14 protein-coding genes are annotated in these 14,127 nt (G+C 60.6%); 10 read left to right on the top strand and 4 right to left on the bottom strand.

Annotation, left to right across the window (positions count from 1 at the left end; genetic code table 11):
- Nucleotides 1-53: 53 nt before the first annotated feature.
- Nucleotides 54-1,451, bottom strand: a complete 1,398-nt coding sequence (locus Q1A06_RS19880; RefSeq protein WP_299567772.1) for a dihydrolipoyl dehydrogenase — start codon at nucleotides 1,449-1,451, stop codon at nucleotides 54-56.
- 285 nt (nucleotides 1,452-1,736) lie between these two features.
- On the opposite strand from Q1A06_RS19880, the gene repA reads away from it, so the two are divergent.
- The 8 genes from repA to Q1A06_RS19840 all read left to right on the top strand — a co-directional run bounded on the left by repA (nucleotide 1,737) and on the right by Q1A06_RS19840 (nucleotide 10,055).
- Nucleotides 1,737-2,936: a plasmid partitioning protein RepA gene (repA, locus tag Q1A06_RS19875; RefSeq protein ID WP_299567770.1), complete on the top strand. Its 1,200-nt coding sequence runs from the start codon at nucleotides 1,737-1,739 to the stop codon at nucleotides 2,934-2,936.
- Entirely contained in the window at nucleotides 2,937-3,938 is a 1,002-nt protein-coding gene (gene repB / locus Q1A06_RS19870) for a plasmid partitioning protein RepB (protein ID WP_299567768.1), read from the top strand.
- Nucleotides 3,939-4,076: 138 nt separating this feature from the next.
- The gene (repC, locus tag Q1A06_RS19865; RefSeq protein ID WP_299567766.1) at nucleotides 4,077-5,165 is read left to right on the top strand and encodes a plasmid replication protein RepC; all 1,089 of its coding nucleotides are present in this window, start codon (nucleotides 4,077-4,079) and stop codon (nucleotides 5,163-5,165) included.
- A gap of 495 nt (nucleotides 5,166-5,660) precedes the next feature.
- Complete coding sequence (locus Q1A06_RS19860; RefSeq protein ID WP_299567765.1) at nucleotides 5,661-6,218, top strand: hypothetical protein; 558 nt, start codon at nucleotides 5,661-5,663, stop codon at nucleotides 6,216-6,218.
- Complete coding sequence (locus tag Q1A06_RS19855; protein ID WP_299567763.1) at nucleotides 6,215-6,613, top strand: phage holin family protein; 399 nt, start codon at nucleotides 6,215-6,217, stop codon at nucleotides 6,611-6,613. Before Q1A06_RS19860 ends, Q1A06_RS19855 begins: the two co-directional genes overlap by 4 nt.
- Entirely contained in the window at nucleotides 6,603-7,871 is a 1,269-nt protein-coding gene (locus tag Q1A06_RS19850; RefSeq protein ID WP_299567761.1) for a DUF3618 domain-containing protein, read from the top strand. Before Q1A06_RS19855 ends, Q1A06_RS19850 begins: the two co-directional genes overlap by 11 nt.
- Before the next feature lie 67 nt (nucleotides 7,872-7,938).
- On the top strand, nucleotides 7,939-8,889 hold the full coding sequence (locus tag Q1A06_RS19845) for a YihY/virulence factor BrkB family protein (protein ID WP_299567759.1): 951 nt from the start codon (nucleotides 7,939-7,941) through the stop codon (nucleotides 8,887-8,889).
- A gap of 44 nt (nucleotides 8,890-8,933) precedes the next feature.
- Complete coding sequence (locus Q1A06_RS19840) at nucleotides 8,934-10,055, top strand: AI-2E family transporter (RefSeq protein ID WP_299567757.1); 1,122 nt, start codon at nucleotides 8,934-8,936, stop codon at nucleotides 10,053-10,055.
- Here Q1A06_RS19840 and Q1A06_RS19835 read toward each other — a convergent pair whose 3' ends face one another.
- On the bottom strand, nucleotides 10,056-10,334 hold the full coding sequence (locus tag Q1A06_RS19835) for a hypothetical protein (protein WP_299567755.1): 279 nt from the start codon (nucleotides 10,332-10,334) through the stop codon (nucleotides 10,056-10,058). It lies immediately after the preceding gene.
- Nucleotides 10,335-10,609: 275 nt separating this feature from the next.
- On the opposite strand from Q1A06_RS19835, the gene Q1A06_RS19830 reads away from it, so the two are divergent.
- On the top strand, nucleotides 10,610-12,127 hold the full coding sequence (locus Q1A06_RS19830; protein WP_299567753.1) for a phospholipase D-like domain-containing protein: 1,518 nt from the start codon (nucleotides 10,610-10,612) through the stop codon (nucleotides 12,125-12,127).
- 70 nt (nucleotides 12,128-12,197) lie between these two features.
- Here the strand turns inward: Q1A06_RS19830 and Q1A06_RS19825 are convergent, their stop codons facing one another.
- On the bottom strand, nucleotides 12,198-12,665 hold the full coding sequence (locus Q1A06_RS19825; protein ID WP_299567751.1) for a nucleoside deaminase: 468 nt from the start codon (nucleotides 12,663-12,665) through the stop codon (nucleotides 12,198-12,200).
- Between the two features lie 89 nt (nucleotides 12,666-12,754).
- Here Q1A06_RS19825 and Q1A06_RS19820 point away from each other — a divergent pair, with 89 nt between their 5' ends.
- Complete coding sequence (locus tag Q1A06_RS19820; protein ID WP_299567749.1) at nucleotides 12,755-13,171, top strand: VOC family protein; 417 nt, start codon at nucleotides 12,755-12,757, stop codon at nucleotides 13,169-13,171.
- Nucleotides 13,172-13,368: 197 nt separating this feature from the next.
- Here Q1A06_RS19820 and Q1A06_RS19815 read toward each other — a convergent pair whose 3' ends face one another.
- Nucleotides 13,369-13,905 (bottom strand): OmpW family outer membrane protein, encoded by a 537-nt coding sequence (locus tag Q1A06_RS19815; RefSeq protein ID WP_299567747.1) that lies wholly within the window; start codon nucleotides 13,903-13,905, stop codon nucleotides 13,369-13,371.
- Nucleotides 13,906-14,127 lie beyond the last annotated feature (222 nt).

Here is a 14,127-nt window from a genome sequence, read left to right as displayed (position 1 = left end):
TCCTTCCGGCATCCCCCCAGTTATCGAAGCCAAATGCCACCCTTGGGCGCAGCTTATTCAAGCGCCTCAACGTGAAGCGGGCCGCAATCGGCAAGATCAGAGACGCTGCACGGCGGAAGCGCCTTGGCGATCTGGCGAAGAGCGGTGCGCAGCCCTTCTTCCAGCACCGGGTGGTAGATCGGCATGCGCAACACATCATGCGCAGTAAGGTCGCGCGCAATCGCAAGCCCCAGCAGATGGGCCAGATGCTCTCCGGCGGGGGCGGCCAGTTCCGCGCCCAGAATTCTGCCGTCCGCGCGCGCGGCATAGACCCGCAGCAGGCCAAAGTTTTCCTGCATCACACGCGCCCTGCCCTGCGTGGCAAAATCAACCTCGCCCGTCAGGCAATTGTCGATCTCGTCCGCCTTCTGCCCGACCGAGGCCACCTGCGGCGTGCAGAAGGTGATGGTCATGGGGATCCGCCGTTCCAGCCGCTCGGGGTCCGGGCTCATGGCGTTCAGACCGGCGATGTGCCCTTCGTCGGATGCTTCGTGCAGGATCGGATTGGCGCCGTTGGCATCACCGGCCATCAAGACCGGGGTGTCGCCGATGCGCATCGTTTGCGGATCGACGTCGGGCAAGCCGTTGTCATCCAGCGGCACACCCAGCGTTTCCAAGCCCAGATCCGCGACATTCTGCCTGCGTCCCACGGCGACGAGCACCTTGTCGACAAAGACCCGCCCGCCGTCCCAAGTGATTTCAATCCCGTCCCCGGCGCGGGCCAGATCGACATTCGCGCCGAGATGAACCGCAAATTCGCGGCTCAGCCCGTCGCGCAGAAGCTCAGCGATCTTGGCATCGGCAATGCCCGCCATCTTGTCGCCGCCATCGAACCCGTGCACCTCAAGGCCGAGCCGCGCGAGGGCCTGTGCCATCTCGACCCCAATCGCACCAAGACCGATGACGCCGATCCGGCGCGGCAGATCTTGTTGTTCAAAAAGGGTGTCGGTGGTCAGGATATCGTCGCCAAGGTCCTGCCATGCCTTCGGTACGATCGGGCTGGAACCGGGCGCGAGAATGATTTGGCGCGCTTCGATCTTGCGGTCCTCGATATCGAGGGTGTTCGGACCATCCAGCCGCGCGTGGCCGGAAATGTCGCGCTCTCCCAGTTCGTCAGTGGCTTTCAGCACGCCTTCGACAAAATCATCGCGCAATCTGCGGACCCGTGCGAGTACGGCGGGAATATCGACCGTCAGCCGGTCGGACCCGTCAATGCCGAACGTCGCCATCGAAGTGCGCGCGTGAAAGGCGTTGGCCGCCGCGATCAGCGTCTTGGACGGCATGCAACCGACCCGCGCACAGGTGGTTCCGTAGGGCCGCTTGTTGACGATCACGAAGTCATCGGTTTCCTTGCGCACTTCGCGCAGTGCCGCAAGTCCGGCGGTTCCCGCGCCCACAATGGCTACGTCCACTTTTTCAATCATCGGGTAAATCTCTTTCCACGGTATGTCCTCAGTTTGAATCGTCTTTGCCGGGGTACGCCGTCCCCCCCATTCGGTCATCAACGCGACGCGCTATCTTTGGGTTCCGCGCCCCGTTCCGGACCGGAACCGGTTCCTCCGACCCCGGCCATGACGCAGGGTGGCAGGAATCAGTTGCCAAACCAGCCCAATATCCGCTAAGAAACGAAATTAAAGGCGCTATCGGAATAAAGCGTTACTCAATAGAGGCTGCAGAGCCTGATAAGGCGGAACAGGATGACACACGGGGCCGAGCCTTCCGGGCTGGTGCAGTTCGACATCAATACCCGCATTCGCGAGAATGCGGAAGACCTCGCGGCGGCGCTTGACAGTCACATGCTCAAGGTATTCGCCCCCGATGCCCGCAAGGAGCTTCGCCGGTTCAGCGCGGGCGAGGCGGCGGAGATGCTGGGCATCTCCACCAGCTTTCTGCGCAAGCTGCATTTCGATGAAAAAATCCCCGATGTAGAGTCTACGTCGGGGGGGCGGCGGCTGTATGATGCGCAAACGCTGCTGGAAATCCGTAAGATCCTCGAAACCACCGCCAAGACCCCTGGCACCTATCTGCGCGGACGGCGTCCGGGGGACAAGGTGCAGGTGGTGTCGTTCCTGAACTTCAAGGGCGGATCGGGGAAGACGACAAGTGCTATCCACACCGCGCAGCGTCTGGCGCTCAAGGGGCTGCGGGTGCTGGCGGTGGATATCGACCCGCAAGCGTCTCTAACCACCTTGTTCGGCTATAGGCCAGAGGTCGATTTCCTCAACTCCGGCACCATCTACGATGCCATTCGCTACGAAGACCCCCTGCCCTTTTCGCAGATTATCCAGCAGACATATTTCACCGGCATTGATCTTGCCCCCGGCGGATTGCTGTTGCAGGAGTTCGAGCACGAGACCCCGCAGGCGCTGCGCAACAATATCCAGCCTGCCTTCTACGCCCGTATGGCCGCGAGCCTGCAAGAGGTAGAGGACAGATATGACGTGATAATTTTCGATTGTCCGCCGCAACTTGGCTATCTGACAATGTCGGCGCTCTGCGCCTCTACGGGCGTGATCATCACCATCGTGCCGAACATGCTCGACGTGGCGTCGATGTCGCAGTTCCTGCAAATGAGCGCCGATCTGCTTGATGTCGTTTCGGGCGCAGGGGCGAACATGACCTTTGATTTCATGCGCTTTCTTATCAACCGGTACGAGCCGAACGACGGGCCGCAACAGCAGGTGGTCGCCTTTTTGCGGCAGCTGTTCGGGGACGAGGTCATGGTGGCACCGATGCTCAAGTCCACCGCGATCAGCGACGCAGGGCTGACGCAACAGACGGTGTACGAGGTCGAGCGCAGCGCATTCCACCGCAACACCTACGACCGTGCGCTCGATTCACTCAATCTTGTCAACGACGAGATTGAAGGGTTGTTGCAACAGGCATGGGGGCGGTAAATGGCACGCAAGGGTATTCTGGGCGGTGATCTGCCAGACAGGACACATCGCAGACGCAGCGCCGACACCCCTGCCCCGCCGCCGCGCGGTGCGGTGGGTGCATTGCAATCCTCGCTGACCAAGCTTCAGGAAAACGCGGTGCAGGACATCGACGCGGGCCTGATCGACGATGCCGGCGTCGAGGACCGCTTGGGTCTGGACAGCGCGGCACAGGACCAGCTGCGCGACAGCCTTGCCGCCTACGGACAGCAGGTGCCGGTCCTGCTGCGGCCCAATCCGGCGAAACCGGGGCGCTACGAGATCGTCTATGGCCGCCGCCGTCTGCGCGCGCTGCGCGAGCTGGGGCTGCCGGTCAAGGCGATGATCCGGCAACTGGACGATCACGCGCTGGTCATGGCGCAGGGTCAGGAAAACACCGCGCGACAGGATCTGAGCTTTATCGAAAAGGCGTCGTTCGCCGCACAGCTTGCCACGCAAGACTATGACCGGCAGACAATCGCCGCGGCGTTGTCCATTGATCTGCCGATGGTGTCGCGGATGCTCAAGGTCGGCACCGCCTTTTCCCTACCATTTCTGCGCCAGATCGGCAGCGCACCCGGCATCGGGCGTGATCGCTGGATGGTGTTGGCCCGCGCGTTGGAGGAAAACAACAGCACTGGCCATGTGACCGCGTTGATGAAGACACCCGATTTTGCGACGCTCGGGTCTGATGCCCGGTTCGAGGCGGTGTTCAAACGCGCCACCCGCGCCATTGCAAAACCGGCCAAGGCACCGCCCAGGCCGCGCACCCTGCGCAGTGCAACGGGCACCGCGCTTGCCGATATCAAGACAACGACCAAGGGCGTCACCCTTACCATCGCGGCAAAGTCAGCCGATGGGTTCGACACCTGGTTCGACAGCAACGCCGAGGCGCTGTTGCAAGAGCTTCACGACCGCTGGGAAAACAAGCGGGCGGAAGACGACGGGCATGACAACAATGACAGGAAAGGCACGAAACCCTAAGGACAAAAAAGCCCCCCGAGACTGATCCCGGAAGGCCATTCTTGATCTTTGCACTTTTGAGATAGCCCCCACCGGACCCTCTGTCAACTCTGCATCCCGGTGCAGCGCGGGAAAGCTATTGTCTATCGTGAAAATGTGATGAAACAGAACCACCGAACCGCGTTCGGACGGCCGATCTCGGCTGTCGTGACGAAACCCCGGGCCGTACAGGACGGATCTGGCCTGTGTGATAAATGGGCTTTGCTGACGGCACTGACACAGGCCGCCGGCCATTATGGGCTAAACCACCGCAATCTGGCCGTGCTGCGCGCCTTGCTGAGCTTTCATCCCGACCGGTTGATCGCGCCAGTGGCGCGCAGTTGCATCGTCTTTCCCGCCAACGCCACCCTGTCGACGCGGCTGTCGGGAATGCCCGAAAGCACGCTGCGCCGCCATTTGGCGCGGCTGGTCGAGGCGGGAATTGTCAGCCGTCACGACAGCGCCAACCGCAAACGGTTCGCGCGCGGACGGGCAGGGGAGGGGCGCACCGCTTTCGGGTTCGATCTGTCGCCGCTGGCACGGCTTGCACCCGTGCTGGTGGAGCAGGCCCGTGCGGCAGAGCAGGAGCACCGCGAATTGCAGGCACGGCGCGCCGAACTGGCCGCATTGCGCCAGCAAGTAATCGACCTGTGCGGCCCGTCCACCGCCACGGATGATGCCTTCAAGGCACTGCGTCGCAAGCCGATGGCAGAGGCCCTGACATGCGCGATCGCGGCGTTGAAAGAGGTGCTTGAAACATTGGAAATGAGCGGCTGCGACAACCAAAATGAGCGGCACATACATACGGAATTTAAAGTATTATCTGTAGAGCAAACAGGTGATCCGATTGGTGAGACGGACGACACGCTCTCCTTTGGAGCCGTTGTCGCGCAGTGCGGAGAATACAAAAGCTACTTTCCCGAACCCGCGCGCGGCTGGCAGGATCTGTCGCGCAGCGCCCACGCGCTTGCGCCCATGATCGGGATCGACCGAGCGGTCTACGCACAGGCGCAGGCTGCGATGGGACCAAAGCGGGCGATTACCGCCGTTCTGTGTATCCTTGAAAACTTGGCTCGCATTGCGAACCCCGGCGGGTATCTGCGGCGACTGATGCAGTCCCACATGGCCGGACAGTTGGACATGCACCGGCTGCTTGAGCACGCCGCAGGCGGTGAGTTGTCAGCTGGCAATATGGAAATATCTTTATAAACAGTATATTAGCCTGATGAACCTCTGCCAAATTCGCGTTTATCCGAGGGCAGGGGGCGACTTGCCCTAGATGTACAGTGCGGGGTTCTGTTGGGTGTGAATAGATTGTTTTTACCTCGTTGCGTGCGGCTCCTAAGCTATTTCTACCCCTGTAGGGGGTATTTCCCGAGCCAGTCAGTCACCGGTGTCGGATCGAGCAACTATTTGAAAACAATTACGAATACGCGTCCCACGGCAGGTTATTGCCATGTCCCGCATTCGGTTCTCGTCAATGGACGCCGCCCTGCGATCTGCGGAAAGGGAGATACCGAAACCGATCATTTTCACCAATGACGTGCAAGGCCGGGAACCAAAGCAAAAAAGGATTGTTTAACCACAGTAACACGAACGTGAAATCTCGGGAGAAAACCTATGCACGGAATTTTTTATCTCATCGGCCTGATCGTGGTCGTTCTCGCGGTTCTCAACCTCGTCTTTTAATGCAAGGAGCCAACCATGACTGATAACAATCGAACCAATCCGGCAGACAACCGGGACATGAAGGACAAGGCGAAGGATGCCGCCAACAAGGCGGCTGCGGACGCGAAAGCGCGGGCGGGCGATGTTGCCGATACCGTTGCTTCCGAGGCTGCGGGATACGCCGAAAATGCCAAGGGTGCTGCGGCGGACGAGGTAAAGAATGTCGCGTCGGCGCTGCGCACGGCTGCGGAAGAGATGCGCAACGGATCGCCCCAGGAACGCACGTTCAGCCAGATCGCGGACGGAATGGCAGATGCGTCGGATGCGATGCGCGACAAGGATCTCGGCGAGATGGTCGAGGCGGTCAGCGAATTCGGCAAACGCAATCCGATGATCTTTTTGGGCGGTGCCGCATTGCTTGGCTTTGCCGCCACGCGGTTTGCCAAAGCATCCGGCACCGGCGCACAGCAGTCCGATGCGTACGGCCGCAACCACACCATGGACCGGCCCACCCCCGCAGAGCCGTCCACCGTTTCGCGCAACTATGACGCGCAACCTACTGTTGCAACCACACCAGGGAGGACCAAGGTATGAGCACCGATCCAAACAAATCCGCAGGGGGCCTGCTCGGCGATGCGCTGAGCCATGTCAGCGCACTGGTGCGCAACGAAGTCGATCTGGCGCGCGCGGAAGTTGACGAGAACCTCAAGAGTGCCGGCGTTGCAATCGGGCTGATCATTGGTGCGGTCGTGGTCGCTCTGACGGCGCTTAACGTGCTGTCAGCGGCCTTGGTCGCCGCGCTGACCGAAGCGGGTGTGCCCGCCGGATGGTCCGCGTTGATCGTGGGCGTGTTCTTTGCCGTCGTTGCCTATGTGATGGCGAACAAAGGCACCAACGATCTCAAGCTCCGCAGCCTTGCGCCCAGCCGCACTGCGAAAAATGTGAAGCGCGATGCGCAAGCCGTGAAGGAGGCTTATAATGACAAGTGATACCCGCAAACCCGAAGAAATCGAGCGCGACATCGAGCGCGAGCGCGCGGGTCTGTCCAACACGCTGGACGACCTGCAGGACCGGTTCTCGGTAGAGACGGTCGCGCGCCAGGTCACGGACCAGTTTCGCGAACATGGCGGCGACATCGGGCGGTCTGTCTCGGACGCCGTGAAACGCAATCCGGTCGCTCTGGCTTTGACCGGCGTCGGGCTGGCGTGGCTTATGCTGGGCGACAAGTCCGGAGAGCGTGGCCGCTATGACTATGATGACCGGTATACCGGCCGCAGCGGGCGTTTTGGCGATGATCGCCGTGCTTACGATGACCGCCGGGCCTATGGTGATACCCGTGCGGAGTATGATGACGATCCGCGGATCGCGGCGGCCGGTGTTGCCGGTGCGCGCACCACGAGCCGTTCGCTTGGTCCACAACCGGGCGATCGGACCAAACCTTACTATTCCGGCACCAACCCCGATACCGATAGCACCCCATCCTGGGCGCGGTCGGATGAAGACGACGACGGTCGGAGCATGGGCCGCAAAGTAGGCGATGCGGCATCGAGCGCTGGCAGCAGCGTGTCCAGCGCAGCATCGACGGCGGGTGGCAAGGTATCTGGTGCCGCGTCTTCTGCTGCGGACACGGCGCGCGGTGCAGGTGCATCCGTCGCCGATACCGCCAAAGGTGCAGGCAAAGTCGTGTCGGATGCAGGCAAATCGGTCAGCGATGGTGCGCGCAACCTTGCGTCTTCTACCGCCGACCGTGCGGCGCGGGCGCGTGTCCGTCTTGCCGAAGGGACCGAAGAGTTGTCTGCGGAGGCCCGTGCGCGGGTGATCGCCGCGCGTGAACGCGCCGTCGAGGCGCGCGATACAGCGATGATCTATGCGCGCCAAGGCCGTGAGAAGGCTGCGGACATCTTCGAAGAGCAACCGCTGATCGCGGGCGCACTTGCTGTGGCCCTGGGTGCGGCACTGGGCGCTGCTCTGCCGCGCAGCCGTGTCGAGGATCAGTACATGGGCGATCAGAGCGATCACCTCATGGACGAAGCCGAGCGCATCTACGCCGAGGAAAAGCAAAAGCTGACCAAGGTTGCCAAGGCCGCAACGGAAGAGGCCAAGGACATCGCGGCGGAAGCCAGAAGCGACGTTGAAGATGCGGCGAAGACGGCAGTGGACAAGGCCAAAGCCTCTGGCGAGCGGATCGCGGATGCAGCCGAATCCGAGGCCAAGAAGCAAAACGTCGGTGATGTGAAGAAGTCTTGAACATCGTCCGATAAATTTAGGTCAGCCCGCCTTTTTGCGCGGGCTGACAGTCTTGAGGAGATCCCATATGGCGCGCGGCAGACACGCAGAAACACCCGGCGAGATTCCCGCCAAAGGCTGGAAGGATATCGCACTTCGTCTCAAGGACGAGGTTGCCGAAGACCATGTCGGTCTGGTTGCTGCCGGCGTTGCGTTCTACGCGCTGCTGGCGATCTTTCCCGCGATCACGGCGCTTATGGCGCTTGCCGGTCTGGTTCTTGAACCGGCCCAAGTTCAGTCACAGCTCGAAATGCTGACCGGTATCATCCCGCAGGAAGCCTCGCAGATCATTCTGGATCAGGCAGTGGCCGTGGCGGGGTCAGAGGAAAGTGGCCTCGGCTTTGCCTTTGTTCTGGGCCTGCTGCTGGCGATTTATTCGGCTTCCAAGGGGATGGGCAGTCTGATCGAGGGCCTGAACGTCGTTTACGACGAAAACGAAGAGCGCGGATTTTTCGTCAAGACACTGTGGACACTGGGCCTGACTGTATTTCTCATCGTCGGCCTTGTGCTTGGATTGGGGGCGGCGCTGGCGGTGCCGGCGGTCCTTGGTTTCGCGTCGTGGCCCGGTTGGGTCGAAACGCTGATAGAATTGTTGCGGTGGGCGATCCTTGCCGTGCTGACCGTGTTCGGCCTCGCAGTCGTCTATCGGTACGGCCCGTCGCGTGACAATGCGCAGTTGCAGTGGCTCAGCCCCGGTGCGATTCTGGCCTGCGTGATCTGGGTTGTCGCATCCGTCGGGTTCTCCATTTATGTGACCAATTTCGGCAGCTATAACGAGACGTTCGGCAGCATGGGTGGTGTGATCATCATGCTGATGTGGCTATGGATTTCCGCGTATATTGTGCTGCTCGGTGCAGAGCTTAACGCCGAGATGGAAGCGCAGACCAGAAGCGACACCACTGTCGGACCGGATGAACGGATGGGCACCCGTGGTGCCGAGAAGGCGGATAACCTCGGAGAGGCCGAGGGGGCGTCCTGATACACTGACATTTACCTGTACGCCTGCGCATAACGGAGATCGGCATGACGACATACGAGAAAACAGCCGGGTCGGGCGTTGCTGGCCCGGACCGAAAGGACGTGGTGATTTGGATTCTCGGGATCTTGCTGGTGATCGCCATTGGTGCCGCCTTGCGGGCGATGACAGCGGTGGCGGTTCCGGTTATTTTCGCCGTGCTCATCACATTGGTCATGGCACCGCTGCACGCACGTCTCGAACGGATGCTGCCCGATTGGGCGAAATTGCTGGCGCTTCTGGGAGTCATGGTCCTGTTGCTGGGGATCATCGCGCTTTTCGTGGGCGCACTGGTGTTTGCCGCAGAGCGGGTGTTGGCGAAATTGCCCGACGTCTCAGGCGGTTTCCAATCTTTGCTGCCCTCCGGGGAAGGGGCCTCGGCCCTGTTGGGGGGCCGGGTCCAGGAATTGTGGAGCTCGCTCGGCAGTAATCTGGGCGGCAGGCTGGTCGACCAGATTTCGGGTTTGGCACAGGCCATCGCCGGGATGACGGGCGCATTCGTTACCACACTCGTTCTGATCCTGTTTCTCGTCATGTTGGCGGTCAGCGAGCGGTCGGTCTGGCGTGGCAAGATGAAGTCCTTGTCGTCGGGTGCCGGGATCGAGGGGTGGGCGGAGGCGTTGAACACGGTTGCGGCGCGGCTCAGGCGGTTCTTGGTGATCCGAACAGCGGTCGGGTTGCTGCAAGCGGTGCTTTACGTTGTCTGGCTGTGGTATTTCGGGATCGACCTGTTGTTTGTCTGGGCGATCCTGACTTTCGTTTTAACCTATATCCCTAATTTAGGGTCGATTATCGCGGGAAGCATGCCGGTGCTTTACGTGCTGGTGACCAAGGACTGGCAGACCGCCCTTGGCGTCGCGGCAGGGCTTTTCGTAATCGAGCAGGTGGTCGGCAATTACCTCGACCCGCGCTTGCTTGGCCGCCAAATTGCGCTCTCGCCTTTTATCATTCTCGCCGGATTATTGTTCTGGGGCTCGATTTGGGGGGCGGTCGGGGCGTTTCTGGCAACGCCGATCATGTTGAGCCTGCTTGTCATCTTCAATACGGTACCGCACCTGCGTCCCGTGGCGTTGCTGCTCAGCGACCAGAAGACGCCGGAGGCGCTGGATGAAGCACTGGCGCAGGAATGATCAACCGGCAAACAACCAGAACAGCAACACAAGCGCAGGCCCGGCGATGAGCAAGGCGATGAACACACTGCGCCCGCCGCGTTTACCGGCGGCGTCGTCAGGCAGTCGTGTTGCGTTGGCGTCACCGGGACCGGCGCGGACTTCACCCTGTGCGTCGATCTGTTTGCGCTGTTCCGTGGCGGGGTCAGTACCGGCTCGCGTATCGGGATTTTGGGCGTGATCGGTGGGGTCCACCGGGTCGGCCTTGGGCCGTGGTTTGCGGGGTTCGGTCCGTGCCATTCTGTATTCTCCTTTAGATTTCCGGCTCCCCGGAAGGTTCTGTTCGCGTCTGTCGTCCCGCGCATCATGCGCAGGATTCAAAGGACCAACGCGGCCAGATTGCGGACGTTCCGACGCGGCATCCGGTCTGGTCCGGCCCCGCAGGTTGCCGACGCGCAACCGGGGCCGGAAATGATGGCGCGGGCAGGGCGGTTTGCGGGAACCAATGCGCGAACCATCTGTTGGAGGACCAAGGCCCGCCACCACGGCGCGCGACGCGAATTGGAGCCGTTATAGTGAGCAACGACAAGACCAAGACCCCGACCAAGACCGATCACGACCTTTACTGGCGCGTGGAGCGTGCCGACGACTTCGCGCTTATCGTCGACGCCTGCGCATACTTCATTTGCCTGCGCAAAGTCATGCTTGCCGCGCAGAGGCAGCTGCTGATGATCGGCTGGGATTTCGATTTGGAGATCGAGATGATGCCCGGAGAAAGCGATGCGGAAGGCCGCGCGCCGGACGGGTTTCCCAACAAACTGGGCCCGTTTATCGAGGCCGTTCTGGAACAAAATGAAGATCTGCACATCTACATGCTGAAATGGAACGGCTCGGCGCTGGTTGCACCGGGGCGGGTATTGCCGGGGGCCATGCTGGCGACGTTCGGCAGCGCGCGTATTCATTTCGCGCTCGACAGCCACCATCCGTTTGGCGCGTGCCACCACCAGAAAATCGTCGTGGCCGACGACAGCATGGCGTTCTGCGGCGGCATCGACATGACAGAAGAACGGTGGGACACGTCCGAGCATTTACCCGACGATCCGCGCCGGGTGAAAAAGGACGGTTCGCCGTCCGAACCCTGGCACGATGCGACATCCGCGATGTCCGGACCCGCAGCGGTTGCGTTGGGTGATCTGTCCCGCGAACGGTGGAAGCGCGCCCGCAACGAGGTGCTCGACGCGCCGATCCCTCATGAGGATACCATCTGGCCCGATGATCTCGACGTTGACGTAAGCGGGATCGAGGTCGCCATTGCGCGGACAGTGCCGCCCTTCGACGACAGCCCCCTGATCAACGAAATCGAGCAGGCCTTTCTGCACGCCATCGAATCGGCGCGCGACAGCATCTATATCGAGTCCCAGTATTTCGCCTGCGACACCATTTGCGATGCCGTGGAGCAGCGGCTGAAGGAAGACGGCGGGCCACAGATTGTCGTGCTGAACCCCAAATACGCGCTGTCGGCGTTCGAGGACGATGCGATGCACGAGCAGCGTGACCGGATGCTGTCGCGCCTGTCGGAGGCCGACCACGAAGACCGGTTTCGCATATTCTACCCGGTGACTTCCGCCGAGCAGCCGATCTATGTTCACGCCAAGATCCTCATCGCCGACACCTCGACGCTGCACATCGGGTCGGCCAACATCAACAACCGCTCAATGGGTTTCGACACGGAATGCAACGTCGTGGTGCGGGATCAGGACGATCTGGTTGCCGGGTTCCGCACACGGTTACTGGCGGAACATCTGGATGTCAGCGCGCAGGAGTTCGAGGAGGCTTTGGCGCGAGAGGAGACTTTGATCGGCGCGATAGAGACGTTGAAGACACCGGGCGGGCGTGGGTTGCGCACCCTTTCCGACAGGGAGTCCACCCTGCGGGGCCAGCTGCTGGCGGAAACCGATTTCATGAATCCGCGGTATCACCACGGGGACGAACCATCGGCCGGGCAGGGCATCCGGCCACGGCATATCGCCGTAACGGTGGCGCTTGCCGGTGCTGCGTATCTGGGTTGGCGACTGTGGGGCCGACGAGACTAGCGGCCCGTCTACCGGCGCGGGGATTATCGGATGTCCGAAGGATGCAGGGCAGGTTCAGGCGCAACAGCGCCTATTCCTCACCGTCCGCATACAGATGAACGACCTCTTGCTCGCGGACGCCGCCGACGTGGCTGAACGCACCTCCGGCGGCATAGAAATCCTCAAGCTCAAGCTTGGGAAACACGAAATACTTGCCCGCTACAGAAGCCTTGCGGGCGGCGAAAACAATCCGCTCGATCCCGCAAAACCGAATGGCGGACAAGCACATTTCGCAAGGTTGCAGGGTCGAAATCAGTGTGCAGGACGCCAGCTCATCGACGCTGAGAATTTCGGCGGCCTCATTGAGAGCGACGATTTCGGCGTGGCGGGTGGGGTCGCCGTTTTGATTAACGTGGTTCTCGGCGGTGGTGATGACCTTGCCGTTGAAAATTACGGCGGCGGCAATGCCGGTGCGCCCGGAATCCTCGTGGGCACGAAGCGCCCGCGCGATGGCCGATTGCATCGCTTCATCCTCGATCCGGCTGACTTGGTCGGACATGACGACACGGCGCTCCTTTGATAATGTAGGAGGTGAACGCGTTTGAACCCCGTGCGTTCCGGCAACCCGGTACAAAAAGGAGACCCATTATGCCACACCTCGACAGTATCCTTGAGACGGCGCTTTACGTCGACGATATGGAACGCGCTTGCCGCTTTTACGAGGACACGATGGGCCTGAAACCCTTGCTGAACAAGGACCGGCTGAGCGCCTATGACGTAAACGGCGCCAGCGTGCTGATTCTGTTCCTGCGCGGCGGCACAACGCAGGGGGTGCGCGCCGACAACGGCTATATCCCGCCGCACGACGGGCGCGGTGAATTGCACATGGCCTTCACCTGCGATCACGCCACCTTGCGCGAATGGGAAGCGCATTTCGAAAAGACGGGCATCGAGATCGAAGGCCGCACGCAGTGGTCTGCAGGCGGCGAGAGCATCTATTTCCGCGATCCTGACAGAAATCTGCTCGAAATCGCGGCAAAACCGGGCCTCTGGAAGGGCTATTGATCCTGCAAACAATGTTGCAACCAAGCAGAAGTGTCATTGAAAGTGTTGACGGCAGCAATGCCTGACAGGGCGCAGACCGCGTATATGGCAGGGTCGAAAAGCCATGCGGGGCAAGATCGGTGGACCACTGCCCAAAGGTATACCTTTGGGCAATCGCACGCGCTGCAACAGTCACATTCTGGTTGTGAGGCTCGCACCTAGAAACGGTAAGCAAACCCGATATTCAGGATTGTCGGCTCCACCGATACTTTGCCGTTGACCGGTGCCCCATTGAGGGACCCGGAAAGATCTGTTTCGAATGGCGTGTACCGTATATCAGCATTGGCAAACCAATTCTCGCTCACTTGATAGCGCATTCCAACTTGCAAAGCGGGCGCCCAAGCGTCTTTCAGGTTAAAATTCGCCACGGCATCTCCTCGTTCTTCCGTAAACAATATTCGAGCGATGCCGGCACCGATATACGGGCTAAAAGACGCTTCAGTCGCAAAGTGATACTGAAGCGACAGAATGGCAGGACCATATTTCGTTTCCCCGACGGGCAAACCTGCCAGACTGTTTGCTCCTGTCAGATCGGCACTTGCCGGCAAACCGCCAGAAAAATTCACCGCTACAGCAGAATCCAGAAAATAGGAGACATCGAAACTCAATGTTGTGTCATTGGTAATTTCAATCTCAGATCCCGGTATCGGAGCGCCACCTGCGCGAATTGACTCCAGAGACTCCTCAGTGAACACTTTTTGCTGCGTTCACGCCGAGGAGCCAATCGCCCTTGGCATAAAGCGAGTCCGCATTTGCGGTGTGGGGCAAGACGGTAGTGTCGCAAAGTTTCGGAACTCAGTTGTGCTCCCAGGCTTATCGCGCCAGGCTTCACAGGTTCCGGAGGCTAAGTCAGGATTGAAGATTTGATCAATTTCAAAGGCGCGCAGTACCCGAAATCTGTGATCCTATAGGCCGTA

The sequence above is a fragment of the uncultured Sulfitobacter sp. genome, assembly GCF_947497275.1.
In the GTDB taxonomy this organism is placed as follows: Bacteria; Pseudomonadota; Alphaproteobacteria; order Rhodobacterales; family Rhodobacteraceae; genus Sulfitobacter.
Note: the sequence above shows the minus strand (reverse complement) of the source record. Positions and strands in the feature narration are given on the sequence as shown.